The organism is Pseudovibrio denitrificans JCM 12308 (assembly GCF_001310815.1).
Lineage (GTDB): Bacteria > Pseudomonadota > Alphaproteobacteria > Rhizobiales > Stappiaceae > Pseudovibrio > Pseudovibrio denitrificans.
On the sequence record NZ_BAZK01000037.1, the window covers coordinates 1 to 24,188 of the forward strand.

25 protein-coding genes and 1 pseudogene are annotated in these 24,188 nt (G+C 53.5%); 11 read left to right on the forward strand and 15 right to left on the reverse strand.

Annotation, left to right across the window (positions count from 1 at the left end; genetic code table 11):
* Positions 1-11 precede the first annotated feature (11 nt).
* From JCM12308_RS26240 to JCM12308_RS26250, 3 genes are read left to right on the forward strand one after another with little or no spacing between them, the layout of a single operon-like run.
* Positions 12-338: an ArsR/SmtB family transcription factor gene (locus JCM12308_RS26240; protein ID WP_054785624.1), complete on the forward strand. Its 327-nt coding sequence runs from the start codon at positions 12-14 to the stop codon at positions 336-338.
* On the forward strand, positions 331-795 hold the full coding sequence (locus JCM12308_RS26245) for an SRPBCC family protein (RefSeq protein WP_054785625.1): 465 nt from the start codon (positions 331-333) through the stop codon (positions 793-795). The genes JCM12308_RS26240 and JCM12308_RS26245 overlap by 8 nt, the downstream gene beginning before the upstream one ends.
* Positions 792-1,193: a GFA family protein gene (locus JCM12308_RS26250; protein WP_054785626.1), complete on the forward strand. Its 402-nt coding sequence runs from the start codon at positions 792-794 to the stop codon at positions 1,191-1,193. Before JCM12308_RS26245 ends, JCM12308_RS26250 begins: the two co-directional genes overlap by 4 nt.
* 7 nt (positions 1,194-1,200) lie before the next feature.
* Here the strand turns inward: JCM12308_RS26250 and JCM12308_RS26255 are convergent, their stop codons facing one another.
* Both JCM12308_RS26255 and JCM12308_RS26260 read right to left on the reverse strand, forming a co-directional pair.
* Positions 1,201-2,088 (reverse strand): NAD(P)/FAD-dependent oxidoreductase, encoded by an 888-nt coding sequence (locus JCM12308_RS26255; protein ID WP_054785627.1) that lies wholly within the window; start codon positions 2,086-2,088, stop codon positions 1,201-1,203.
* A 141-nt stretch (positions 2,089-2,229) separates the two neighbouring features.
* The gene (locus JCM12308_RS26260) at positions 2,230-2,724 is read right to left on the reverse strand and encodes an ester cyclase (RefSeq protein ID WP_054785628.1); all 495 of its coding nucleotides are present in this window, start codon (positions 2,722-2,724) and stop codon (positions 2,230-2,232) included.
* A 151-nt stretch (positions 2,725-2,875) separates the two neighbouring features.
* Here JCM12308_RS26260 and JCM12308_RS26265 point away from each other — a divergent pair, with 151 nt between their 5' ends.
* The gene (locus JCM12308_RS26265; protein ID WP_054785629.1) at positions 2,876-3,454 is read left to right on the forward strand and encodes a TetR/AcrR family transcriptional regulator; all 579 of its coding nucleotides are present in this window, start codon (positions 2,876-2,878) and stop codon (positions 3,452-3,454) included.
* Between the two features lie 2 nt (positions 3,455-3,456).
* On the opposite strand, the gene JCM12308_RS26270 is transcribed toward JCM12308_RS26265, so the two are convergent.
* From JCM12308_RS26270 to JCM12308_RS26290, 5 genes and pseudogenes are all read right to left on the reverse strand, one after another.
* Positions 3,457-4,026 carry a GNAT family N-acetyltransferase gene (locus tag JCM12308_RS26270; protein WP_054785630.1) on the reverse strand — a complete coding sequence of 190 codons (570 nt, stop codon included), beginning with the start codon at positions 4,024-4,026 and terminating at the stop codon, positions 3,457-3,459.
* An 11-nt stretch (positions 4,027-4,037) separates the two neighbouring features.
* Positions 4,038-5,647: pseudogene (locus tag JCM12308_RS26275) on the reverse strand (GMC family oxidoreductase).
* 83 nt (positions 5,648-5,730) lie between these two features.
* Positions 5,731-6,198 (reverse strand): DUF1203 domain-containing protein, encoded by a 468-nt coding sequence (locus JCM12308_RS26280; protein ID WP_008551427.1) that lies wholly within the window; start codon positions 6,196-6,198, stop codon positions 5,731-5,733.
* Between the two features lie 84 nt (positions 6,199-6,282).
* Positions 6,283-7,065: a tellurite resistance TerB family protein gene (locus tag JCM12308_RS26285; protein WP_054785631.1), complete on the reverse strand. Its 783-nt coding sequence runs from the start codon at positions 7,063-7,065 to the stop codon at positions 6,283-6,285.
* A gap of 134 nt (positions 7,066-7,199) precedes the next feature.
* Positions 7,200-7,667: an Lrp/AsnC family transcriptional regulator gene (locus tag JCM12308_RS26290; RefSeq protein WP_008551672.1), complete on the reverse strand. Its 468-nt coding sequence runs from the start codon at positions 7,665-7,667 to the stop codon at positions 7,200-7,202.
* Between the two features lie 192 nt (positions 7,668-7,859).
* On the opposite strand from JCM12308_RS26290, the gene hppD reads away from it, so the two are divergent.
* The gene (gene hppD, locus JCM12308_RS26295) at positions 7,860-8,972 is read left to right on the forward strand and encodes a 4-hydroxyphenylpyruvate dioxygenase (protein ID WP_054785632.1); all 1,113 of its coding nucleotides are present in this window, start codon (positions 7,860-7,862) and stop codon (positions 8,970-8,972) included.
* Positions 8,973-9,146: 174 nt separating this feature from the next.
* Here the strand turns inward: hppD and JCM12308_RS26300 are convergent, their stop codons facing one another.
* Positions 9,147-9,875, reverse strand: coding sequence for a gamma-glutamylcyclotransferase (locus JCM12308_RS26300; protein WP_083417418.1), 729 nt, complete (start codon positions 9,873-9,875; stop codon positions 9,147-9,149).
* A 196-nt stretch (positions 9,876-10,071) separates the two neighbouring features.
* Positions 10,072-10,575, reverse strand: coding sequence for a P-loop NTPase family protein (locus tag JCM12308_RS26305; protein WP_054785634.1), 504 nt, complete (start codon positions 10,573-10,575; stop codon positions 10,072-10,074).
* A gap of 215 nt (positions 10,576-10,790) precedes the next feature.
* On the opposite strand from JCM12308_RS26305, the gene JCM12308_RS26310 reads away from it, so the two are divergent.
* Positions 10,791-11,342, forward strand: a complete 552-nt coding sequence (locus tag JCM12308_RS26310; RefSeq protein ID WP_054785635.1) for a DUF4274 domain-containing protein — start codon at positions 10,791-10,793, stop codon at positions 11,340-11,342.
* A 73-nt stretch (positions 11,343-11,415) separates the two neighbouring features.
* Here the strand turns inward: JCM12308_RS26310 and JCM12308_RS26315 are convergent, their stop codons facing one another.
* On the reverse strand, positions 11,416-12,684 hold the full coding sequence (locus tag JCM12308_RS26315; protein ID WP_054785636.1) for an ArsB/NhaD family transporter: 1,269 nt from the start codon (positions 12,682-12,684) through the stop codon (positions 11,416-11,418).
* Between the two features lie 129 nt (positions 12,685-12,813).
* Here JCM12308_RS26315 and JCM12308_RS26320 point away from each other — a divergent pair, with 129 nt between their 5' ends.
* On the forward strand, positions 12,814-13,809 hold the full coding sequence (locus tag JCM12308_RS26320) for an MFS transporter (RefSeq protein ID WP_208978959.1): 996 nt from the start codon (positions 12,814-12,816) through the stop codon (positions 13,807-13,809).
* A 399-nt stretch (positions 13,810-14,208) separates the two neighbouring features.
* Positions 14,209-15,459: an ROK family protein gene (locus JCM12308_RS26325; protein WP_050773953.1), complete on the forward strand. Its 1,251-nt coding sequence runs from the start codon at positions 14,209-14,211 to the stop codon at positions 15,457-15,459.
* Between the two features lie 100 nt (positions 15,460-15,559).
* On the opposite strand, the gene JCM12308_RS26330 is transcribed toward JCM12308_RS26325, so the two are convergent.
* The 5 genes from JCM12308_RS26330 to JCM12308_RS31110 form a co-directional block, all read right to left on the reverse strand.
* Entirely contained in the window at positions 15,560-16,126 is a 567-nt protein-coding gene (locus tag JCM12308_RS26330; RefSeq protein WP_054785637.1) for a biotin transporter BioY, read from the reverse strand.
* 1 nt (position 16,127) lies between these two features.
* A complete protein-coding gene (locus JCM12308_RS26335; protein ID WP_054785638.1) occupies positions 16,128-16,748 on the reverse strand; it encodes an energy-coupling factor transporter transmembrane component T family protein in 621 nt (206 codons plus the stop codon).
* Positions 16,745-17,476, reverse strand: coding sequence for an energy-coupling factor ABC transporter ATP-binding protein (locus JCM12308_RS26340; RefSeq protein ID WP_054785639.1), 732 nt, complete (start codon positions 17,474-17,476; stop codon positions 16,745-16,747). The genes JCM12308_RS26335 and JCM12308_RS26340 overlap by 4 nt, the downstream gene beginning before the upstream one ends.
* Positions 17,477-18,929: 1,453 nt before the next feature.
* Complete coding sequence (locus JCM12308_RS26350) at positions 18,930-19,385, reverse strand: hypothetical protein (protein WP_208978960.1); 456 nt, start codon at positions 19,383-19,385, stop codon at positions 18,930-18,932.
* Positions 19,386-19,771: 386 nt separating this feature from the next.
* Entirely contained in the window at positions 19,772-20,005 is a 234-nt protein-coding gene (locus JCM12308_RS31110) for an MmcQ/YjbR family DNA-binding protein (RefSeq protein ID WP_208978961.1), read from the reverse strand.
* A gap of 298 nt (positions 20,006-20,303) precedes the next feature.
* Here JCM12308_RS31110 and JCM12308_RS26360 point away from each other — a divergent pair, with 298 nt between their 5' ends.
* The 3 genes from JCM12308_RS26360 to JCM12308_RS26370 all read left to right on the forward strand — a co-directional run bounded on the left by JCM12308_RS26360 (position 20,304) and on the right by JCM12308_RS26370 (position 23,707).
* A complete protein-coding gene (locus tag JCM12308_RS26360) occupies positions 20,304-21,317 on the forward strand; it encodes an AraC family transcriptional regulator (protein ID WP_083417421.1) in 1,014 nt (337 codons plus the stop codon).
* Between the two features lie 261 nt (positions 21,318-21,578).
* Positions 21,579-22,241 (forward strand): HAF repeat-containing protein, encoded by a 663-nt coding sequence (locus tag JCM12308_RS26365; protein ID WP_054785642.1) that lies wholly within the window; start codon positions 21,579-21,581, stop codon positions 22,239-22,241.
* Entirely contained in the window at positions 22,202-23,707 is a 1,506-nt protein-coding gene (locus JCM12308_RS26370; protein WP_128647515.1) for a hypothetical protein, read from the forward strand. The genes JCM12308_RS26365 and JCM12308_RS26370 overlap by 40 nt, the downstream gene beginning before the upstream one ends.
* The last annotated feature ends 481 nt before the right edge of the window (positions 23,708-24,188 follow it).

A 24,188-nucleotide genomic window follows, 5' to 3' on the forward strand; every position in this document is an offset into this window, starting at 1 on the left:
TCTACTAAACTATGATCGACCTGAACACCACATTTGCCGCCCTCGCCAATCCAGTTCGCCGACAGATGCTGGATGACCTGCTCCACGGCAGCAAGACCGTGAAAGAGCTGAGCCACCATCACGACATGACACCCGGCGCAATCTCGCAGCACCTCAAGGTTCTTGAGGAAGCTCAGCTCATCAAACGCACCGTCAAAGGTCGGGAGCATCACTGCGAGCTGGCCACAGCGGGCCTCGACCCCATGCTGGAATGGACAGAGCGGCACAAAGCGTTCTGGCAACAGAAACTGGCATCCTTCGGCGCTTATCTCGAAAAACAGGGAGACGGCGATGGCTAGCACAGCAAATCCCGACTACAGCGTCAACGAGAGCATGTGGTTTGACACGGATCTGGAAACCGCCTTCACAGGCTGGACAGATCCTAAAGCCATCGCCAGCTGGTTCGGCCCCCCCGGCTACACGGCGGAAATTCTGGAGCTGGACCTCACCCCCGGTGGCCACTGGCGGTTTCGCATGGTGCCGGAAACAGGTGCTCCCTCACACCATTCAGGCCGATACGTAGAGATCTCCCGCCCCAACACCCTGATCTTCACGTGGGAGAGTGAGGAAGACAGGCACCTCACACACGGACGCGACACACTAGTGACCATCACATTCACCGAGGAAGCCAGCGGCGTCCGCATCACCATCCTTCACGAACACTTGCCAACACAGGAATCAGCACAGTCCCTCACTTACGGTTGGGGCCGCGGCATCATCTGTTTTGGCCATTGGCTAAGGAGACTGGAAGAATGACAGAGCAACTCACCGGCGGATGCGCCTGCGGTGCGGTCCGTTATGAAGCAGATGGCGAAATCGAGTTTTCCTTCAACTGTCACTGCCGAAAGTGCCAGCAGGCTACCGGCACTGGCCATTCATCAGCCTTCGCTGTCGCAGCCAATCAGGTTCAGTTTCAGGGAGAAATCCGCGAGTACAAAGCCTCAAGCGACAACGGCGCAGCAACCTATTCCGGCTTCTGCCCTACCTGCGGCTCCCCACTCACCAGCCGCACAGAACGCTTTCCGGACCGCATCTACATCCACGCCGCCACGCTGGACGATCCAAGCCGCTTCTCTCCCGCTTTCACCGTCTTCGAAGAAGCCGCCCAGCCATGGGATCCACCGATGAAAGAGCTGGAAGCAGCCCCAAGATAAAGCGCCGCTACAACACCGGATCAAGCAAAGACCGATGCACCTGCATTCCGGCCCAGACACCGTCCCCCACGGCAAAGGAAACGGAATGCGGAACGCGAGCTACGTCCCCACAGGCAAATACACCGCGAACGGTTGTCTCTTTGAACTCCGAGGTCACAATCTGCTGCCCCATGGGGTGATCCTCCAATGCACACCCGGCAGCTTGAGCCAACCCACTGGAGGGATAAGTGTTGGAGACAACAAAGATCGCAGAAAACGGCAGTGTACGCCCATCCTCAAGCACCACATCCGCAGTGCCCTCAATACGGCTGATCCTAATATCTTCAAGGGTAACACCACTACGCAACAGATGTTCGCGCTGGCTGTCTTCCAGAGGAGCTGTACCATTGGTGAAGAAGGTCGTCGGTCCCCACTCCGGCATAATCTCCGCCTGATGTAAGGAGATGGGATTAAAGGCAATCACAGCAATCGGTTCTTTGTTTAGCTCATAGCCATGACAATACGGGCAATGCAAAACAGACGTGCCCCAACGCTCTGCCAATCCCGGAATATCCGGCAGCTCATCCCGCACACCTGTGGCCAGCAAAATCCGGTGCGCTGTGAAATCAGTGCCTTTGTCGGTACTGACCCGAAACGCTCCAATCTCACCTAGGATCTCCTGAACCTGTCCCTCGTACCAGGTCAGATCAGGATAGGCATCCAGCTGCTGCCGTGCCTGCGCCCAGATATCATCGGGCTTCACCCCATCCTGCCCAAGAAAGCCATAGGCATGCTCAGAAAAGCGGTTCCGCCGTTCACCTGCATCAATCACCAAAACAGATCTACGCGCCCGCAACAGCTGCAAAGCCGCCGCCATCCCGGCATAACTCCCCCCAACCACAATCACATCATGCATCTTCAGGGCCCTCTGCTGCTGGCATCCAGTTCCACTGCCAACAGTACTTCACCCTCACCAAAGCATCCTTAAACACAGCAAGACATCATCACTGCCAAGCAAAAAAGGGAGCCAATCGAAGGCTCCCTCATTCCAAACAGTTCATGGCTTCTTGGTAATCTGCCGCAGAAGCGTGGCAATCTCTTCAACGTGCCAAAGCCCGTTGATCTTGCCGTTCTCATCAAACTCCCAAAGCTCCATTCCCGCAGCATCAAACTCATTGCCGGAAGCTGGAATGCCAAAGAGAGGCCCATCATGCGTGCCCACATAGCGCCAACGCACAAGCGCTTTGCTCTCACCAACAGGCTCAATAAACGTGATCTCGTGACGCCCATCAGACGAGCCATCCTGCAGAGACTTATAAAAGTCCGCCACAATGTCCCCGCTGCTTTCATTTGTCTGGCCCGGACGCGGATCATGGTTTGTATGCGTCTCGGAGAAGAACGAGACAAAAGCCTCCCGATCAAATGGGCGCGCATCCGCCACTTCATAAAACGCCGCCATCGCATCAACGGGCGTCAGCTTCTCGGCAACAGCACCAGTCACACTCAACACAGACAGCACCAGCCCGATGCCCAGCGATTTCAACTTCAACATAAAAAGTCCTTCAGCTTTGGGAAGCACGAGCCCCGCACTTCCTGTTAAACGGAAGTGTTCTTTCTTTACCAACTTTACAAGATTCGCAAGTTTGTAAAGCTTGACAAGTTCGTGATCAGCACTATGACTTTCCGCATTCAGGGAGACTGCTGTGCAAACCAATCCTCATAAACCTCGCGATACCCGGGCGCGTATTCTAAGCTCGGCCGTTGAGGTGTTCATGCAGTTTGGCTTCAGAAAATCGTCACTTAACGACGTCGCCCAAGCCGCAAATGTCTCCCGGCAGGCGCTTTATCTTCACTTCAAAGACAAGACGGATCTCTTCCGCGAGGCCAGCACTTTCACGTTTGAAGAAAACCTAAAGCTGGTGCAGCAAGCCGCCCAATCAGGCCAACCTCTGCAAGACATAGTCACGGAGATGTTCAGCATCTGGCACGGCCAATACGTTGGCAAGATCGACCATGTCGCCTCAGACTTTGTAGCGGCCGCGATCGAAACAACTGGCGACATCATGCAATCCGCAGAAGCCAACTTCCTGTCTGAAGTCGCAGCAGCAATTGAGCAGGCAGACCTGCCTTATCTGCAGCAAACAACACAGGGCACACCGCTCAAGATCGCGCGGCTTCTCAACACCTACTCAAAAGGCCTGAAGCAGGAAATCACAACGGAAAAAGAGTACCGCGCGGGCATGACAGAGGCCACGGAAACCATGCTTGGACTGAGCAAGTAGCCTCACACCTCATCCAGCAATTCACCAGAACTCAATCGTTTCCGATGCTCCGTAGGGGACAGATGCCTCCAGATTTCAGCGGGAGGTCTTTCTGGCAAGTTGATGTCACCAACGTGGTGAGCACCAAGCCGTTTGGCGAGGGAGCGTGAGCCTTCGTTTTCCCGCACGATAACGCTGATTGCCGTTTCCCAGCCCAGCGCATCATAAACGTATCTCAAAGCCGCCTGCACAGCCTCAAAGGCATAGCCCTTTCCCTGAGCCTCCGGGATCAACGCATACCCGATTTCCGGCTCAGGCCACCCAAGCGGATACCACGGCCCAGCGTAGCCGATGGTCTTGCCATCCTCTTTCCGCTCAACAGCAAACACCGTAAACCCGCGCATATGCCAGTGCCCGATGATGGTTGCCATTTGTCTCCAGACCATATGTTCTGAGCGGGCACCACCAACATATCGGGCAGTCTCTTCATGACAGAAAATAGTCTTGAGACACTCGAAGTCCTGCTCCTGCCAGGAACGCAGAACCAGCCGCTCAGTCTCTAATCTGGGAACCGAAAGTTCAGTAAACGACACAGCAAAGCCCCTTAAGCTGCCACCACAGAGTTCTTGCGATCCTCGCGGATCATGTCCGATGCCTTCTCGGCAATCATGATCGTCGGAGAGTTGGTGTTGCCGGAGACGATGCGCGGCATCACGGAGGCATCAACAACACGCAGTCCCTCAATGCCCTTCACCTTCAGCCGCTCATCAACCACCGTGCCCATGGAACAGGTGCCGACAGGGTGGAAGATCGTGGTGCCGATGTCCCCCGCAGCGATGGCAAGGTCTTCATCACTCACCAGATGCGCACCCGGTAGATACTCCTCCGGCGAGAACTCAACCATCGCCTTGGTTTCCATAATCGTCCGTGTCAGGCGCAAACTGTCTGCTGCAACCCGTCGGTCACTCTCCTCAGAAAGGTAGTTAGGCTGGATCTTCGGATGCGCCATCGCATTGCCAGAACCGATATGAACGCTTCCACGCGAGTCTGGCCGCAAGTTGCAGACGCTTGCGGTGATCGCCGGGAACTCGTGCAGTGGCTCGCCAAACTTATCCAGCGACAGCGGCTGAATGTGGTACTCAATGTTCGGCGTCTCAAAAGAACTGTCAGAGCGCGTAAACACCCCAAGCTGACTTGGCGCCATGGACATAGGCCCGGACCGGCTCAGCGCATACTCCGCCGCAATCTTTGCCTTACCAATCAACGAGTTCGCTCGCTGGTTCAGCGTCACTGTATTCTGAACTTTATAGATACTGCGGATCTGCAAATGGTCCTGCAGGTTCTCACCCACCTGTGGCTGATCCAGCACCATGTCGATCCCATGCCCCGTCAACCGCTCAGCTGAGCCAATGCCAGACAGCTCCAGGATCTGCGGAGAGCCAATCGCTCCCGCGCTCAGGATAATCTCACCGGTGCAGGCGGCAGAAACCATCTCGCCCTTCACCATCATGCAAACGCCTGTTGCGCGGCGTCCGCCAAACTCCAGAGCCGTCACCTGCGCATCTGTCAGAACCTTCAGATTGCTGCGCCCTGCCGCTGGCTTCAGAAACCCCTTGGAGGTGTTCCACCGCACACCCTTGCGCTGGTTCACCTGAAAATACGAGGAGCCGAAGTTGTCACCGCCATTGAAGTCATCAATCTTCGGAATGCCCACTTCTGCGCAAGCATCACGGAACCTATCAAGGATCGGCCAGGACAGACGTTGCTCCTCAACGCGCCATTCGCCGCCTTCCCCATGCACTTCGGAAGATCCTGCGTAGTGGTCCTCTGATTTCAGGAAGTACGGCAGCACATCATCCCAGCCCCAGCCGGTTAACCCCAGCTGGCGCCAGTTGTCATAATCCTGCGCCTGTCCACGCAGATACAGCATACCGTTGATGGAAGAGCACCCACCAGCAGTTTGCCACGCGGGTAATTCAGCTTGCGCCCGTTCAGCCCCGGCTCCGCCTCGGTCTGGAAACCCCAGTCCATGCGCGGATTGCCCATGCAGTACAGATAGCCAACAGGGATATGCACCCACGGATGTTTGTCGTTGCCGCCCGCTTCCAGCAGCAGCACTTTCACATCCGGATCCTGAGAAAGCCGGTTCGCAACAACACAGCCAGCCGAACCGGCTCCAACCACGATGTAATCCCAGGTTCCCAATGCGCGCATACCGGCCCTCCCAAGCCCCAATCCTCTTTGCGACCTAAGATAGAAACTGAGCGGACCAATTGCACTAGTAAGATATGTTTAGATCACCCGCGATGCGCCACCGCTGCAAAGCACCCACGCCGTGCATAATGCATTTGAATATAAGAGACATCCGGGTTCTCAAAGAAGCTCTCCAACATCGGTTTGATGTCATCACCCTGCGCGATATCCGCCTCAACCATCATGTGGTTTGCATCAAACCCGCGCAGTGACAGCAGCCGGGACGACAGCGACACCGGAACCTCGTTCTCATACGGCGTAGCATCAGAGGCATTCTCACGCACGAAGATCGCATGGGAGGCTTTGTAAGGCGTGTCATTCGGCTGGTAGGCGTAATTCAGCAGAAACACCCGCTCCCCAACCTCGGCATCATCCAGCGTGATGCGGCACGGAAAACCTGGCTTTTCATCAGCCACATAAACAACCACGTTGCGCTCTGCCAACTGCTCTTCGCTCAGGCCATTCAGTGCTTCAAACTCGTTGGATTTCAATCCAGAAATAATAAAAGCCATAGGTCACTCCTTAAGTTGGGAGCAACCTATGGCCTTCCGCAAACCGTAACCACCCGATTTGCGAGCAATACAAAATAAGCGCGTTTATGCCTGCGCTTGAGCCGCGGCAATCGCCTTGTCCAGCTCCGTAACCAAACCGCTATCCAGCTGCAAACGCGCAGCCAGCATCATCAGATACGCCTGCTCTGCCGGAAGGTCCGGATCAATGGCAAGGCGGGACGCGGTGTAAATCTCTGCTGCCGTTTCCGGGCAAGTCGCAAACGCCACCACACGGTCGATATCCAGTGGCGCGCGCATCTCATCCAGAACAAACGCTTTTTCCTCAGCACCCAGACCAAGCTCATCCAGCTTTTCAAAGATGCGCTGCATCTCTTCGCCGTCCACATTGCCATCTGCCTTGGCCGCCTGGATCATCGCAACGATCAGCGCCATAGCAAACTCTTTGGCATCACCATTCCCTGCATCCGGGTCAAACGCAGTTCCAGTCGGGTCAGGCAGGGCAAGCGGCTCAGGAACAGGCACCACAGTTGCGGGAGCCGCCTGTGTCTGCGTCTGGGCAGAACCGTGAGACGTCGCAGCACCACCGCCACCGCCACCATTGTTCTTACCATCCTGCCATGTCTGGAAAGCTTTATAGGCAAGGCCGCCAACCAGCGCCATGCCACCGTACTTCACGGCCTTTTTGCCGAGTTTCTTGCCCTTCTTGCTGCCAAGAAGGTAACCGGCCAAACCACCGGCAAGGGCACCACCTGCAAGTCCGCCAGCGTTGTTTTTGATGTACGACTGCCCTTTCTCCATGGCACCACGGGCCTGATTACCCCCGTTGGAACCTAAGAACTGATCAAGAAGTGCCTTGCTGTCGAACATCTGTAATCCTATCTCGTTGATCTTGGGCGTTACACGCCAAACCTCTTAGGACATGGGAAGCCATCAATTTCACTTCAAGATGCCTCTTCCCGCAAAAGTGCAACCTGACAAAATTGTAATGTTTGAGAGCACACCTACTGCCCGAGCGGCAAATGGTTATCGTCGCGCAGCGTGTCCATCGCGATGGAGCTGCGCACGTTCTGCACTGCCTCATGGGGCAGCAGATCATTGTTGATCACTTCACTCAAGGCCTTCAGATCTTTCACCCGGATCTTGAGCATGTAATCCATGTCCCCCGTCATGGCGTAGGCTTCCTGCACGCTGGGAATGGTGCGCACCAGATCACGAAACAGCCGGGCGTTCTCCTTGTTGTGCGTAGCCAGCGCCACCCCCACAAAGGCCATCACATCCAGCCCCAGATATTCCGGCGAAAGATCAGCCTTGTAGCGACGGATTACCCGCTCCTGCTCCAGCCGTGTTCGACGACGCGACACCTGCGAGGCAGAAAGGTGAATCACCTCCCCCAACTCCTGATTGGTCTGGCTGGCGTCTTCCTGCAACGCTGCAAGTAACTTAAGGTCAAACTGGTCAAGCTCAATCATCTTTCGCACCAAATCAAAATATGACGCACAATTTGTGCATATACTGCGTGATTTTACGTAAGAATGCAAACCTGTCGCATCACAGATATTTCAGAATAGTTCCAAGTTGCAGTGTATCGCCGAAAAGTGGGAACCGGTTTTCGGACAAAGATACGCAGAACAGCATTTATCGCCTTGTTTGAGGAGGAACAAATGGGCCCATTTCCGCACGATGCAGGACCAGCTGAGATTACAGCAGAAAACCCGGCTGGTACCGACGGTTTCGAATTCGTTGAGTTTGCGCATCCGGAGCCGGAAAAGCTGGACGTTCTCTTCCGCCGCATGGGCTTTGAGCCTGTCGCCAAGCACAAGAGCAAGAACATAACCGTCTACCGTCAGGGCGATGTAAACTACATCCTCAACGCTGAGCCAAACAGCTTCGCCTCCCGCTTCATCGACGAACACGGCCCTTGCGCCCCGTCCATGGCATGGCGCGTTGTAGACGCACAGCAGGCGTTTGAGCATGCCGTCAATCGCGGCGCAGAACCTTACACCGGCTCCGACAAAACCCTCGATGCACCTGCCATCATGGGCATCGGCGGCTCCCTGCTCTACTTCATCGACAAGTACGGCGACAAAGGCTCTGCCTATTCAGAAGAGTTCGACTGGCTCGGCGAAACAGACGCCAAGCCAACCGGCAAGAGCTTCTATTACCTCGACCACCTGACCCATAACGTCTATCGCGGCAACATGGACAAGTGGTGGGCGTTCTACCGTGAGCTCTTCAACTTCAAGCAGATCCACTTCTTCGACATTGATGGCCGCATCACCGGCCTCGTCAGCCGCGCAATCACATCCCCATGTGGCAAAATCCGCATCCCGCTGAACGAGTCCAAGGATGACACCAGCCAGATCGAAGAGTACCTGAAGAAGTACAAAGGCGAAGGCATCCAGCACATCGCCGTTGGCACCGATGACATCTACGAGGCCACCGACATGCTGGCAGAAGATGGCCTCAAGTTCATGCCAGGTCCACCACAGACCTACTATGACCGCAGCGCCGAACGTGTCCACGGCCACACCGAGCCACTCAACCGCATGGCCAAACACGGCATCCTCATTGATGGTGAAGGCGTTGTGGGCGGCGGCATGACCAAGATCCTGCTCCAGATCTTCTCCAAAACCGTCATTGGCCCAATCTTCTTTGAGTTCATCCAACGCAAAGGCGACGAAGGCTTCGGCGAAGGCAACTTCCGCGCCCTTTTTGAGAGCATCGAAGAAGACCAGATCCAACGCGGCGTCCTAAAACAATCCGCCGCCGAATAACCAGCAGGACCCACTGCTGAAAAAAGACCGGAGGCGACGGGGGCGCTTTCGGTCTTTTTTGTTTGAGGTGCATGGCTAGCTCTGTGCATTGGCAATACTAGGCAGGCAAACCATCCAAATTAACCGAAGTCTCCATTCCCGTAAGCAGGATCCTGAGCAGCGAGAAACTCCTAGTTAGTTTCTCGACGTCTCAAGTTTTTCTTGAACTTTCGAGTGTATCCGCTCCAGCCCATCATCTGATATGCCGAAGGCTTTTAAGCTGGATAGCGTATTTAAGAGATACTCGTGACAGCTACCAAGTGGACCTTCAGCAAAGGCAAGTCTCTGTGAAATCTCATCTTCACTCAAATGCCCGATGTACGAGTGATGCGACTGCTTGACAACAAACGCTAATGTGCTGATCGGACCATTGTTTGTTTCTGCTTTCAACCAACGCGCTTCATAAGCTCCGGATATCATCTCCCGTCGCCAGAGTATCAGAAGCTCTTCTTCAATTTTCTTTTGGCTGATACGAAAAGCGATCCCCTCGCAAGAAGAGCCTGGTTCCAAACCTAACATCACACCGGGTCTTTCTCGGGTACCCCGTCCAAAAGTTGACAAGCAAAAAGAGCGATGCCAACCCGGCAGAACTGTTGCTCGTTTCTCTGCAAATTCAAATGCAGGATTCCAGATCAAGGAGCCATATCCGAACACCCAAACATCTTGGTTTGCACTGAGGCAAGAAATGAACTTTTGCAGCGATGTTTCAATTTCACCGTCAGACAGCAATGTGTTCGATGGCCCTGCTATGAGACGCGCAGCTTTCAAGAGCGACCCGTCTCTTAAACCCTCACGAGTGACGGATAGCCCGCTCACTTTGTTTTTGGGGTGGCCTGAACTGTCACCGTGCGTCTGACTTGCCAACGTTCACTCCTAAATTGATGATTTAGTGAGACGTTCAATCCGACCAAAGTAAAAGTCTTCTTCTCAGCTATTGTCACCACAAATAATGGCAAAAGTTGAATCCACGTTTGCATCAACGAGCAAATTGTCCGAAAGGCAAAACCGGAAGCATCATAAGAGTGCAAGTCCTACTGTCATCTGACAGTACCTCATCTCCCTACCCAACCATTCCCCAAAACTGCTCCAGCTCTCTGGGATGCTCAAATCGCAGCATTTGCCCGCCAAAACTCTCTAGCTTTTCAAGGTCACGTGGCCGGTTTGTCCGTTTGTAGTTGAGGACAAACCAGAGAAATTTCCAGTCAAAGCGCTCTTCACAGCCCTCAACGAACTCAGCCTCTCGTCTCTTTCCCAATCCAGCCAACATTCGACGGAACACACGATACAGGCAGATGTGGGTCGGGAAGTCGAGATGGATCACGGTGTCAGCACGGGCAATCCTCGGCTCCAAAGTGCCACCATAGTTTCCATCAATGATCCAACGCGGCTGAGCAGCAAAAGTCTCTACCTTTTCGGCCCAAACATCGCTCTCAGTCCGAACCCATCCGGACTGCCAGTAATGAAAGTCCAGATGCACAAGCGGTAGACCTGTAACAACAGCCAACCGCTTAGCCACCGTCGTCTTTCCCGCGCCCGGACACCCAACAATCATCACCCGCTGCATCACAACTCCATAGCTCTGCTAATATCCGCCAAAATGAGCTAATCCGAAAACAAGGCGTCACCAAGTATCCGGCAGAAACCATCGCAAGCTTAGAGGACTTCCAATCTTTTTGTGTTTGCGTGGGAAACCTGATGATCCATGAGCATTGGCAGACATGAATGCAAAGTGCAATACTGACTGTTCTCAAGCAGACCCCTAATTAGGAAGGCTAATTAATGGACCAAATGGATGTACTTTATAAATGGTGGGCAGATCCGGAAGCCCTTATTGTACCTGCTGGGGAAACTGATCAAATCATTGAATGGCTTGCCCAGCAAACTCCTGATACATGGCATCAAGTCGTAATGTCATGGAATTATGATTACGGAGACAGGGTTCTCTCCTGGATCTTGGCCCAGGAAAACTGTGATCAAGGCACAGCTGCCCGCATCTTTCTCGTCGAAGGCGTTGGATATTGGTTATGGGATGTACTCGCCGACGTAAACGTAGCAAATGATAAAACCAATGTCTGTCGCTTAGTTCTTGACAATTGGCATCGCTACACCTCCGCAGAGCTCAAACCAGAATACAAAGACATTCCTGATCAGCTCATTGAATCACTAAAGAAAATAGATGATGACCATTATCTTTCTAGTACTCCATTCAAAGAAATCATGGCTTATGAAGGAACACGCGAACCTTCCTCAAAGTATGCATCCGACGATGGCAAAATCGTTATAGCACTTGATCATTGGATGGAGGCAAAAGGCATCGAGATAACTTCCTAAGCGATCTGACAGAACTTGTTCTTCAGATCGTGAAGTTGGGTGCCCGCTCTGAAAGTGCGCCACCCAACATACCTCACCCCACACCCAACACCGTCAGCCCCCAAATCCATCCGTAGCTCACCACCACGCAGAACACCGTAATCGGCAGCATCCACCAGCAGAATTGCCAGAAGGTGAAGGGGGTTGCGCCGAACTTTTCTGCCTGTTGAACCACAATCACGTTGCTGGCGGCGGAGATGATGAAGAGGTTTCCGGCCACGGTGGAGATGGTAGAGAGCATCATGAAGGTGCCGGTTTCGCCGCCATCCAGCAGCTTCAGGTAAAGCTCCACCACAGGAACGTTGGAGAACAGCTGGCTGGCCCAAAAGCTCACCAGCGCGGTTACGGTCAGGTCCGCCAGTTCATTCTGCAGGGAGCCAAGCAAATATTGCAGGGAGCCGGATTGGTAGAGCGAGCCGGTGACAACGAACATCGCCACAAAGAAGATCAGCGTCGCCCAGTCTACTTCCTTGAACACCCGCAGACGCTCATCCCCCGCCAGATAGATCGGCAGGCAGGAGACCAGCCCTACCCAGCCAAACGGCAGCGGGCCGAGGTGAAAATACGTCCGCCCCAAACTGTCGCCCGTGATGATGCCCACCAGTAGCAAGGCAGAAACCATCGCAGGCCATTGCCGTCGGCTAACCTCAACCGCCTCAGCCTGCGTTTCCACCTCCTGTGAAACCAACGCGCTTTCATCTAATCCATTCTTCTTCACCAACCGGTGAAATCGAAAGAACACAGCCACAAGGCAGATCACGCCGGGCACCAAAGCCCATACGATGAACGTGGCCAGCATGTTCTGAAAATTGGCGGCGTTCACCACCAGAATGTTCTGCGGATTGCCAACAGGAGACACCATGGAGCCAACTGTCACCGCCGCACACAGCGCCACCAGAACCACCGCCAGTTTCCACCGGAACGCACGGCTCAGGATAATCGCGATGGGCACACCGATCACCGCCGCCGCATCATTGGTCAGCACCGCCGCGCAGATCGCGGAAGCCACAATGAACCATAACAACACCATGCCAGACTGCGACCGCTTGAGCAGCATATCCGCGATATCCTGAGAAAGACCGGTATCATACAGCGATGAGGCGATGCTGAACACGGCAAACAGATAGAAGATCAACTGCCAGTCCACCGCATAGAAAGCGGCCAGCGGCGTGATCTCTCCCAGCACCAACAGCACAACCGCGCCCGCCAGCATGATGTGCCAGATCCGCACCATGGGCGGAAGCCACTGGCGCACGGCAATTCCGAGGAAAATGAGGGTGGAAATACCAAGAGAGACCGACATGCCTCACCCTATCCAGCGTGGTTTGACAGCAGCTTAACCACCACTGCCACAATCGAGCGAAATCCTTGGCAGCTTCTTAGAGCCATCCCCCTATTCTCGGCGGGCACAGCAAACCGGATCAGGGTCTCCATGAAGCTCAACAAGGCCATGCTATCGACGAACTTCTTCGCGGGCGATGTCGTGGGCGGAATTGGGCCTTATCTGGCGATCTACCTGCTCACCGGCCTGCACTGGTCCCCCGGCAACATCGGTCTGGCACTGGCCATCGGCTCGCTGACAACCGTCGCCCTGCAAACACCCGCAGGCGCCTTCATCGACAGCACCCGCAGCAAGCGCCTGCTGCTTGCCTCCTGCGCCCTGCTCATCGGCTGCGCCACCATCTCCATTCTGCTGTTCTCGCAGTACCCGGTGGTCATCTACATCGCCCAGATTTTCATGGGAGTTGCTGTCGCCTTCGTTGGCCCCTGCATCGCCGCCATAACCCTCGGCATATCGGGGCCGGAACACTTCACCGTGCAGATGGGTGCCAATCAGGCTGCCAACCACTCCGGCAATGTCTTCGCCGCCATTCTGGGAGCCGGGCTAGCGCTCTGGATCTCAGCAGAAGGCGTGTTCTGGTTGGTGGCAATCATGGCTGTCGGCATGGCGATCAGCATCGGCATGGTCAGCGGTTCGGCCATCAACCACAACGCAGCCCGTGGTGGCCTGCACCACAATCCCAACGACGGCGACGAGCCCTCCACCATCGGCACCATCGCAGCGGATAAGCGCCTTCTCACGCTGGTGCTCTGCGTGTTCATGTTCCACTTTGCCAACGCCGCCATGTTACCGCTGGTGGGGCAGAAGCTCTCCGTCAACTCCAACGTCAACATCGGCATCGCTTTCGCCGCCGCCTGCATCGTGGTCGCACAGTTCTGGATGACCATCATGTCCATCCTCTGCGCAGCCCGCGCCGACATGTGGGGCCGCAAACCACTCTTCTTGCTGGCCTTCTTCATCCTGCCCATTCGCGGCATGCTGTTCATGTGGCTGGAGGATCCGGTGGCCCTCATCTCCGTGCAATCACTGGATGGCATCGCCAACGGCATCTTCGGGTCATCATCCTGCTCATCGCCGCAGACCTGACCCGCGGCACAGGCCGCTTCAATCTGGTGCAGGGCGCGCTTGCCGCTGTGGTTGGCATCGGCTCGGCAGCCTCCAACCTGCTGGCTGAAGAGATCGTCCAGTTCTTCGGATATTCCCCGGCCTTTATAACTCTGGCGATTCTCGCTTCATCGGCGGCACAATGTACCTGTTCCTGATGCCAGAAACTTTGCCAGCGCAATTAGACGAAGATGACGGCGCAGCCCCCCAACAAACGGGGTAATCCTTACGATTAGGTCACCTCAACTTTCGGGTGAAAACGCTGATTTATACCGTTCCTCCCTTTATTTACTGGTCCTCAAAAACTTATGCTTATTGCGTCAAACAAAGAACGCGCGCAAAAAAGCAAATGTTCAGAGCCTCATGCGTAAATGCAAATGAATGCTTGTGAACTCAAAGCGCGAAGTGCAGGCCAGTACTCGAATGATCGAAAAAGCCAGTAGAGAGCAGGTTCGTCGCCAAAACCGGTTCGTGGTATTGTCCACGTTGCGGCGTCACACCACGCTGGCCCGTGTCGACCTTGGCCGGCTCACAGGTCTGTCACTCGCAGCTGTCACCTCCATCACCGCTGATCTGAAAGATCGCGGCCTGATCGCAGAGGTGGAAGAGCAACCCAATCCGGATGCCAACACACGAGGCCGCCCGCGCACCTATCTGCGTCTGCGCGATGATGTGGCCCATGTCATCACCGTAAAGCTCTCAGTAGACCGCGTGTCTCTTGCGCTGGTGGACTACACCGGCCATCAACACGCCGAAGCCAAGTTCATGGTGGAATCCTCCGATATGGGCGGCGATGCATTCATCGCCCTGCTCGCACGGGAGATCAAAGCCCTGCTGAAGACCGAGCCGCTCCGCGCCCGCAGTGTCATGGAAATCACCGTGGCGACGCAAGGCATCGTCGGCAAGCACAACGGCTCCATCATCTGGTCACCCACCATTGCAGAGCGGCAGGTGGAGCTCACCGCTAAGCTCTCCAAGACCCTCGGCATCACCTGCACGCTCTACAACGACACCAACATGATCGCCGAGGCCCTGCACCGGCAGGACGCTGAAAAATACAGCGGCAACTTCGTGGTGGTTTATATCGACCGCGGCGTCGGCATGGGCATCTTCATCAAGAACGCCCTCTACCGCGGCGAAACCGGAGCCGCCGCCGAATACGGCCACTCCCCGTTCACCCCGGATGGCGCCGCCTGCAGATGCGGCAAGAAAGGCTGTCTGGAAGCTTACATCGCCGACTACGCGCTCTACCGCGAAGCCCAGAAGCTGCCGAAGGAAACCTCTCCTTCCGCCATGTTCTATGGGCCGGAATACATCCAGAACCTGCGTGCCCGCGCCCGTGTGGGCGATGCGCAGGCGCAAAAGGTCTTCACGGATGCCGGGTTCGCTCTGGGCGTCAGCCTTGCCCGCACAATCTCACTACTGGACCCAAGCCGCATCGTCCTCACCGGCAAAGCCATGCAGGCTTACGACCTCTTCAAGCACGGCATGAACAAGGGCCTGGAAAGCAGCCTGCTCGCCCCGCTGCTCGATGCCGTCAATCTGGAAGTCCTGCCGTGGGATGAAGACTTCATCCTCCAGGGCCTCCTCATCAAAGCCCTGAAACACCTGGATCAGGCGCTGGTGCATTAAGCCCCCCTCTCGCAAAGCGGCTCCGTTTTTCGGATAAGAGTACGCACGAAAAAAGCCGGCCCCAACGGAACCGGCTTCTTCAAAACACATTGTCGCAAACTTAGCTGCGGGACAGCATGGCAGATGGCAAACCGCGTGCAATGGTGTGTGCCACCAGCGTTGCCAGAGCCACCTTGATCAGGTCACCCGGAATAAACGGCAGGCTGCCCACTATGATCGCTTTATCGAGCGTCATGCCAGCTTTGTAAGCGAGCACCGGCACGCCAAGCGCATGCACCACAACGATGCCGCCAATAATGCCGGAGACGATCGCACCAAACACCACGTTCATGTTGCGCATGGCTTTCATGATTGCACCAACCACAATCGCGCCAACAAAGTAACCGGCCAGATAGCCAGCCGTCGCGCCATAAAACACGCCAATGCCACCACGGCCACCAGCCAGAAACGGCAGGCCAAGCGCCACGAGGAACAGGAACAAAGCAACAGCCAGCCCGCCACGCACCGGACCAAGCATCATACCCGCCAGCATCACACCAAGCGACTGCGCCGTAATTGGAATACCGCCAGCAAGACCCAGCTCAATCTTAGGCACCAGCCCAAGAGCAGCAATCAGGGCCGCATAAAATGCAATCTGAACAAGAGAACGATCACTAGACATAGTCATCCTAACTTCTTTTGTGATCATCAAAGCCGTCAGCACCACCACGGGCTGTCAGAGCTTCGGCAACATGATCTGTCATTTTTATCGCGTGCAAGGCAAACGGAGCAAGCAAGCGCCAGCTGTTGGCGTGGGCTGTTCTGGCTTTATACGCTTCTTGCAGTGACGCATAAACCGCCAGCAGGACCGGCACAAACCGGATAACCAAAGCAACTGCCAGCGAAACGCGTCTTGGGGAAATGCCAAACACACGCAGAGGCTTGAACAGCGGCTCCACCGCATCCATCAAAGCCTCCATGTGGGTTGTTATACTAATAAAATTGGCAAGGAGCACCATCGCCAATAGGCGCAACACAGCAATAATGCCCTGCTCGATGTCTCCTAAAAACACATGCACCAGAAAAATGATACCCATCATCCAGAGCAGCGGCCGCACCACCTTCAGCTTATCCAGCCCCTGCTTACCAAGCGTAGCATACAGAGCCACGACAAACGCCAGAAGCAAAGCAGAAAACCAAAGCGTGTTGAACGGGATGATCAGCAAGCTCAGTACAAACAGAAAGATCAGCTTCAATCTGGCAGGAAGCCGATGCGCCCAACTGTTACCCGCCATGTAAAGGGAGATCATGCGCGCGCAGCCCCCTCAAAATGAAGATCCGCGCCAGAAAGCTCATGCTCCTGATAGGCTGCGAGCACATCAGAGGGCGCACCAAACTGCTTGATTGCACCATCCTCAATCCAGAGCACCTTGTCGTAATCACTCAAGGCATCCAGCTCGTGGCTCACGAAGATCACTTGTTGATCCAGCTTCTCCAGCTTACGCCGCAACGCAGCTCGCGTACGCAGGTCCAGACTGGAGAACGGCTCATCCAGCACCACAAGCTTCGGCTCCATGATGAGCACAGCCAGAATACAGATCAACTGCTTCTGCCCCTCTGAAAGCTCATGAACGGGCCGTTCAGCCAGTGGCGCAATGCCATGGTCCTGCAGCAACGCAAGCCCCTGCGCCTTCGCATCTGCCTTGCCCACACCAATCTGGCGCAAGCCAAAGCTCAACTCTTCCAGGGCAGTGGGAAAGATCAGCTGATGATCCGGGTTCTGAAACACAAAGCCCGTCACCCGCGCCAGCTTTTTGGCACCTTCCTCAGCCGAAACACCATGAACATGCAAAGACCCGGCGCTCACCGGCAGCAAACCATTCAGGCTGCGCACAAGCGTAGACTTGCCAGATCCATTACGGCCAATAATCCCAACCCGCTGATCCGGCAGCTGGACTGTCAGATCACGAATGATCGTCGCCCCACTGCGCTCAATGGAAACATGGTCAAAGCTGATTGTTTTTGAAGTCTCGTTCACGCCGTAAGTTCACCTGCCAAAGGAGTTGCATTCCTATACACAATGCAGAAAACCCACGCTATGGAAATCTAATGGATCAAGACGGACTATAACGGCTTCTGCATTAGAAGGAGAGGAATAAGGTCACAAAATCAATAATCAAACTTCATACAGAGGAGGACTTAAACGCGGCCAAACCGGACTTACACGGGAAACATCACACCGGGAGGCAAATACCAAAACTGGCCGGTTACGAGTTTGATTGCAGTAAGGAAATTTGTTGGATCTTTATCATGTCGTGTGGTTATGAGCCCGCTCGGCAAGCGCCGCAATAGAAGCAAGACCAGCCACGATATAAACTACAGTTCAGATATTATTACTTCTCTTTCTCTCACTTACTCCCTCCCGCTCAATGTAGTCCCAAGTACATTGACGATATAAAAAATAATCATTGAAGAAGAAAAACTTACAAGAAAACACATTAGCCAGTATTGAGCGTAAGAAAGAAAACCAATATTAAATTTGAATGGATAACCTCCACTATATTCCAGAAGAAAGAAAATAGATGCTAGTAGAAACAAGATCGATAAATTTAAATGCTCTTTACTTTCTAACTTAACATATGCCGAAATGAAATTAAAATACATCAAACTTAAGTAAAAAATAGAAATAAGCGTCCAGCAAAAACATAACATAAAAACAAATACTGGCTTCTTTTCAGTATAATAATGATCAACCACCCAAATATATTCCACAATTAAGTATGATATAAATGGAATTAGAGAATATACTATCAACACCCAAGAATGACCATTCATCTTCTCCCTAGTATCCATTAAGTAATCTCCATACTTAATTTGAAATTACTGTATTCCATCCAGCCCCCAAGACCTTCTCCGTACGTTTTGCCTTATCACCACCCAGTAGAAACATGCCTTCCTGTCCCTCTTGCTTTTAAGCGTTCATTGGCCACCATGTGGAGCCTCTAGTACCGCCAACTATGCCTAGTAGACCGCACTTGTAGTTTTCAAGGTTGAGCGTATGAGGCATTTCGGAACGCCAGACATCAGATCAACTATCAATTATAATGCGCACTTGCTCATCCTAGTTCTATCGTTTGAATTCAGGGATGCCGCACATTTGTGAACCAATGCGCCATCCCATAACGGCGCCTCCAATCCTTTCTCGTGCTGCTCTTTTTATCCCTAAGCCAATATCCACTAAAAGCTTTAGAGCTACTTTCCTACTGGGAGAGTTCGAAGACCACGAAGGGCAAGAGAGGTCACCAAGTATGACGCTTTATTCCTCGGCACAGCATGTGAGGCCTGTCTGAGCAATGTCAGTGCAAGCGCATTCTTGATGTTGACAACACAGAAGACAACAACACTTGAGATCTCATGCTCCAAGAGCTAGGCCAGCACATCCCGCAGAGAGGTCAGCCACGTTTTCACATCCGCAGACACCTTGGCATGGTCTAGCCCCTCAAAGGCATCCCAGCTCCAGCCATCCTCAGGCAAAGCTCATCCAGAAACGCGTGCAGCTCTTTTTGCTTGCCCTCAGGTAATGGCAGATTGGCTGCATGTTTCAGCAACAGCACCTGCTCCTGAAGACGCAAGAACACCCAGAAGGCTTCCATCATGGGTCGCAGCAAATGCGGCTGCGTCTGCCATGTACCTCCGGAAAACAGATCCTGCGTGACAATCGGCCCGGCCCCATGACAGTGAAACTGAACACAGCCCATATATCCTGTCGTCGCCAGATCAGAATGGATCTTGCACGTGCCGCAGCTCTCAAGATTTCGGCAAGGCTCACCCGCAGCTTTGTCGAAGGGAAAAACGCTCGACTTATCAAAGGCAAGCGCCACACAGCACAAGGCTGCACACTTCTCGCAGTCAGCTTTCAGGCGGTCATCTAGTCGGTTCAGATCCATAGCGCCTTATTGGCACAAAACAGCAGGCAACGAAAGCAATCTGAAGTTTCGGCAAGCAAAGCGTCACAGAAGCCACACAACTAAGAATAACGCAGTCCGTGAGAAGGGGAATAACGTCTGCCAGGAACATTCAGGCCAGGCCAGCGCAAAGCGGGCATAACTTTTTCGCTGGTTTCAGAGAGAAAATCTTACTCCCCTCCCCAATAACCATGTTAGCGCTCTTGGGACCAGCCTTCGCACCGGCTTAACGGAAGGCATGGCCAACTTTCACGACTTCAAACACAGCAACGCAGAAAAACCACTTTAAACGCACCCAACACGCAAAAAACGCAAATCAACGCACAAAAGAACGCAAAGCAGCACTACTTTACAATTCACCTGCGAAATCAAGCAGATACAAAACCGATCTCTTTCTGCAGCTTCTTGGTCAGCTTTTTCGCGATGATGCTATGCGCTTCTGTGATGTAATCCTTGATATCACCATCAGCCATCGCATCCATCGTCTCCAGCTGAACCCACTTGGCACGAGCCAGATAAGGCGCAGGAATTATCCCCTCTTGCTCAGTCAGGATCTGATAGGAAAGATCCGAGCACTTAAAGCTGATCTTGATCCCTTCCATCTCAGGGCGATCCTCACCCAGTTAGAGCAAATCGCAAAGATCTTCCCCCCCAACCTTCCAAACCGAAGCATTCCCCCACTGAATGACATTCGTCGTCCCAATCAAAGACTTACAAAACCCATCAAACTCATCCCGCGTCAAAGCAACACCTCATGAAAACCAACTTATTCAAAGCAACGCCACTGTACCTGAAATATTTCTCACACAGGCAAAAAACTTTAAACTTGAGGAGTCTTAATTTCACCTTTTAAAGTAGCCGGCATACATAAAAATATATTTATTCCCCATCGAGATTTTCATGCCAGACAAACCTATTCACGACTATGGGTATTTTTGCTCGGAAATTACAGAGTGGCACCAATGGCAACTCGCCCACGAACACATCTCCGAAACCCATCTAAATCAAAAGCTTAGCAGCAACCCGGATGACTTTAGCGCCAACGTCACAGAGCGCTTGCTCAGCAACGCTGCCATCAGCCACGTCCGCGCCACACCCAACATCTTCGACCGTACGTCATCCCACGTCGCTCAAGTCCCCATGGATGTGATCCTCATCCAGTATTATCTTTCAACGACAGGCTGCTTTATTTTCAATGAGTTAAGCACTCAAGAGATTCAATCTGGCGATGTCGTTATTCACGATATGCTTGAGCCCTTCAAGGTCATCCATGGCACCTATGAAGTCATCAGCGTCATCCTCCCCCGCTCCGCTTTCAGCCCCCTGCTCCACATGGGCATCACCTATCCCGGTCAGGTGTTGAACCCAACCGACACAACGACAACCTCCTTACGCACACTGCTCTCTTCCCTCCAACAGGAGATGGAAACAGCCGACCCGCAAACACTCAAGGTGTTCATCGAGTGTGTCACTCAGTTGGCAGCTCTAAAACTTGGAGAAAACAATAGGTTAGAGTTTCATATACCCAACCAGAAACACAAGCAGATCCTGCGCCAGTTGCAGGCCCAGCAAATCCTACGCGCCCACATTGCTAATCCAAATTTGGATACAGAGACCCTGTCCAAGCTGATGGGCATCTCCCGCGCAACCCTCACCCGCATGTTCAAACCCGCAGGTGGTCTCACCCAATACATGAAGCGCAACCGCTTGCTCAAAGCCCGCCACATGATCCTGCATGACCCAAACTGCGAAATCCAAAAAGTGGCCAGTCTCTGCGGTTTCAAGCACCCGGAAAGCTTCTCCCGTGCGTTCAAACAGGAATTCGGCACCTCCCCTGCCATAATGAAAAAACAACAAGACGAAGCCACCACAAATGCACTGGACGCCTACGCAACATGGGTTCAGGCCCGCTAACCAGCAGCCACAAGAGTCGCACCCCAATAATCGATATGCACAAGCCACATAACCATATGCGTCAAAAACACTCTGTGGCCCATCCAATGCATAACCCTATGGCTCAACTTTGTATATCAAGCTAACCGTTTGAAATAAAACACTTATCAACTTACATTTTCCGCAACGAAACATCATTTTATCCAGTGTTGCACTCTAACTCTCATCACTTCAACACCCAGCTAGAACTCAGATAACACCCCTTCTGAGAAAGCAAAAACGATGAGAGACGGGAAAGGTTCTGACATGCCAAGGTTGCTCCATCCAACCACCTCATTTGCTCTTTTCGTTCTCTCACTTATAGCCTCCCAAACCTCAGCAGAATCTCTGGACGACATCGGCACTGTTCCTGGCGCAGATACAATCAGGCCTTTCCTCACTAACTCAGATGGATCCGTTATTTCTGGTCACGTAGGTGCTCCAGGCAACACCGCCTTTCGCTGGACACAAGCAACGGGAATGCAAAGTCTCGGCATGTTGCCGGGCGGCCTCTTCTCAGATGCAGCAGCAATGGATGTAACCGGCTCCACAATCGTAGGCAGGTCAGGAAGCACTGCTGGCCAACGCGCCTTTCGATGGACAGAAGCGACAGGAATGCAAAGCCTGGGAGTTTTAACCGGAGGCTTTTACTCAGCAGCAGAGGACGTGAGCGCAGATGGCTCTGTTATTACTGGATTTTCCGACTCTGCAACAGGTCTGAGAGCCTTCCGCTGGACCCAGACAGGAGGAATGACCAGCCTTGGCGTATTGGCTGGAGGCACTGAATCTCGGGCAGAGGCTGTCAGTGGAGATGGCTCTACAATCATTGGTAAATCGGAAAGCACTGGCGGAGATCGCGCATTCCGATGGACACAAGGCACCGGATGGTCAGTCTTGGCGTGTTGACCGGGGAGACATATTCCGACGCAAATGCTGTCAGCTATGACGGCACTGTTATTGTAGGTAAATCAGGCAGTTCCAGCGGTTCAAAAGCATTCCGTTGGACGCAAGGCACGGGAATGCAAAATCTCGGCGTATTAACAGGACATACTTTTTCTGAAGCAACCACTCTGAACTCTGATGGATCTGTTGTCATAGGCAAATCGATCGGCTCAGGGGTAAGCCGAGCATTCCGATGGACACAAAGCACCGGTATGCAAAACCTCGGTACACTATCTGGAAACGCACACTCCTCCGCTAAAGCAGTAAGCGAAAACGGAAGCGTCATCGTCGGAGACTCAGAAGGTGGAGCCTCAGGCACACGGGCCTTCAAATGGACAGAAGCAACCGGTATGCAAAGCCTCGGCACTTTAACTGGTGGAAGTTACTCCAGAGCCTCTACGATCAGTGCCGATGGAAAAGTCATTCTGGGATACTCAAACAGCAGCTCAGGGGAGCGGGCTTTTATCTTTATCAATCAGATACAGGATCTTGAGAACCTCCAGAACTCAGTGGTTGATGTAGCCAATGGGGTAGCTGCCAGCGTTGATCGCAACACCCACATTGCCCGTCGCCTCCGTCAGGACACCTGTACAATCGCAGACCAGGCACAGGGCTGTATTGGCCTTTCAGGACTGGCATCTTCCCTCCTACAGGGCACAAACGCCTTTGGTGGCAGCATCATGGGCAGCTACAAAGCCACAGAAACGGTCCGTGTAGGGGCCAGCGTCGGTCTTTACGGAGAAAGCATAGTTTCTCAGACCATCAATCCTGATTACGGCGTCGGCATTGGCGCTTACGCTGATATTCGGCTGAGCCAGATAGCTGCATTCAACTCACAGGCCTACATTGGCGTCCGTATAGATGGCTCCTGGTTCTATACAGACGCAGAAATCACACGCGGCGCAGGATACTCAGACGTTCAGCAGGAAACCGGCTCATCTAACTTCAACACTGGTACAGCAGGCCTGCAGATCTACGCCAATCATGTAGCAACGTCCAACCTGTTGCTTCACTCCTATCTGGGAACTTATTGGGAAGGCACGGGGCAGAACGGTTATACAGAACAAGGCGTTGCCGACACCAACACGCGTATCAGTAGCCAGTTTTACAACGCAGCCTCAGCCACGATGGGTATTGATGCTGCCTATAGACTCACCAGCAATATGCAGCTTACCTTTGGAGTAGGACTGGAAGCAGACTTTTACGCCGACGGAATCCAGGTCTCCGGCATCTCCAACATCCCGGGCCTGACAGATTTCACAATCGGTGCAGACACCGCCCGCAACTGGGTCAGGCCAACCTTAAAAGCCGGCCTCGCCTACACTTTCACCAACCTAGGCATCCTGGAACTCGACACCCAAGTCTTCTCCCCCCGCTACCAGAAAAAGCTTGGCGCTGACCTCTCTCTAAAATACTCAGTGAGTTTCTAACATTCTTGCAGGATCAATTGAATTTAAATCGCCCATTGTTGCGGCATGCAATGCAGCGGTAATCGCCCGCCTTTTGCGTCATCAGTGCAACAACACTGATCGATCGGGCACTTCAAGACAATCACGGCTTAGCAGCACAACACCATCTTAGACCTTGAGCACGCCTAGCCTATTTAGAGGCGAGGCTTATCTTGGGGAGGTTTGGATAGTTGTCTGCGGATTGTAGCAGCAGCCGCTGTCTCTGCGCGGAGGCTCCCTTCAAGGACTGGAGTTATGTATCCGCAGAGAGAGATCTCTGATCGAGAGCGTCCTACGCAGCCATCAACCGAAGGGAGCTAAATCTGCGTTAGCAACTCATTGCAATCATCGCAGACCTCTCGGAAGGAAGACTCCATTCGAGAACTGAAGCGATTGGCAGCTGAATGAGAGAGCTTGGATCAGGTGTGCGTCCTCCTCACCGGGTTAGGCTTCCGCCCCCCAG

Excerpts from the sequence above, each read along its gene's own strand:
- JCM12308_RS26360 (WP_083417421.1), top strand. The coding sequence starts at position 20,304 with ATGCCAGACAAACCTATTCACGACTATGGGTATTTTTGCTCGGAAATT.
- JCM12308_RS26285 (WP_054785631.1), bottom strand. The coding sequence starts at position 7,065 with ATGTTCGACAGCAAGGCACTTCTTGATCAGTTCTTAGGTTCCAACGGG.
- JCM12308_RS26335 (WP_054785638.1), bottom strand. The coding sequence starts at position 16,748 with ATGATCTCCCTTTACATGGCGGGTAACAGTTGGGCGCATCGGCTTCCT.
- JCM12308_RS26350 (WP_208978960.1), bottom strand. The coding sequence starts at position 19,385 with ATGGATCTGAACCGACTAGATGACCGCCTGAAAGCTGACTGCGAGAAG.
- JCM12308_RS26330 (WP_054785637.1), bottom strand. The coding sequence starts at position 16,126 with ATGACTATGTCTAGTGATCGTTCTCTTGTTCAGATTGCATTTTATGCG.
- JCM12308_RS26310 (WP_054785635.1), top strand. The coding sequence starts at position 10,791 with ATGGACCAAATGGATGTACTTTATAAATGGTGGGCAGATCCGGAAGCC.
- JCM12308_RS26370 (WP_128647515.1), top strand. The coding sequence starts at position 22,202 with ATGGACACAAGGCACCGGATGGTCAGTCTTGGCGTGTTGACCGGGGAG.
- JCM12308_RS26280 (WP_008551427.1), bottom strand. The coding sequence starts at position 6,198 with ATGGCTTTTATTATTTCTGGATTGAAATCCAACGAGTTTGAAGCACTG.
- JCM12308_RS26315 (WP_054785636.1), bottom strand. The coding sequence starts at position 12,684 with ATGTCGGTCTCTCTTGGTATTTCCACCCTCATTTTCCTCGGAATTGCC.
- JCM12308_RS26325 (WP_050773953.1), top strand. The coding sequence starts at position 14,209 with ATGCTTGTGAACTCAAAGCGCGAAGTGCAGGCCAGTACTCGAATGATC.
- JCM12308_RS26290 (WP_008551672.1), bottom strand. The coding sequence starts at position 7,667 with ATGATTGAGCTTGACCAGTTTGACCTTAAGTTACTTGCAGCGTTGCAG.
- JCM12308_RS31110 (WP_208978961.1), bottom strand. The coding sequence starts at position 20,005 with ATGGAAGGGATCAAGATCAGCTTTAAGTGCTCGGATCTTTCCTATCAG.
- JCM12308_RS26305 (WP_054785634.1), bottom strand. The coding sequence starts at position 10,575 with ATGCAGCGGGTGATGATTGTTGGGTGTCCGGGCGCGGGAAAGACGACG.
- JCM12308_RS26320 (WP_208978959.1), top strand. The coding sequence starts at position 12,814 with ATGAAGCTCAACAAGGCCATGCTATCGACGAACTTCTTCGCGGGCGAT.
- JCM12308_RS26365 (WP_054785642.1), top strand. The coding sequence starts at position 21,579 with ATGAGAGACGGGAAAGGTTCTGACATGCCAAGGTTGCTCCATCCAACC.
- JCM12308_RS26250 (WP_054785626.1), top strand. The coding sequence starts at position 792 with ATGACAGAGCAACTCACCGGCGGATGCGCCTGCGGTGCGGTCCGTTAT.
- hppD (WP_054785632.1), top strand. The coding sequence starts at position 7,860 with ATGGGCCCATTTCCGCACGATGCAGGACCAGCTGAGATTACAGCAGAA.
- JCM12308_RS26245 (WP_054785625.1), top strand. The coding sequence starts at position 331 with ATGGCTAGCACAGCAAATCCCGACTACAGCGTCAACGAGAGCATGTGG.
- JCM12308_RS26255 (WP_054785627.1), bottom strand. The coding sequence starts at position 2,088 with ATGCATGATGTGATTGTGGTTGGGGGGAGTTATGCCGGGATGGCGGCG.
- JCM12308_RS26240 (WP_054785624.1), top strand. The coding sequence starts at position 12 with ATGATCGACCTGAACACCACATTTGCCGCCCTCGCCAATCCAGTTCGC.
- JCM12308_RS26260 (WP_054785628.1), bottom strand. The coding sequence starts at position 2,724 with ATGTTGAAGTTGAAATCGCTGGGCATCGGGCTGGTGCTGTCTGTGTTG.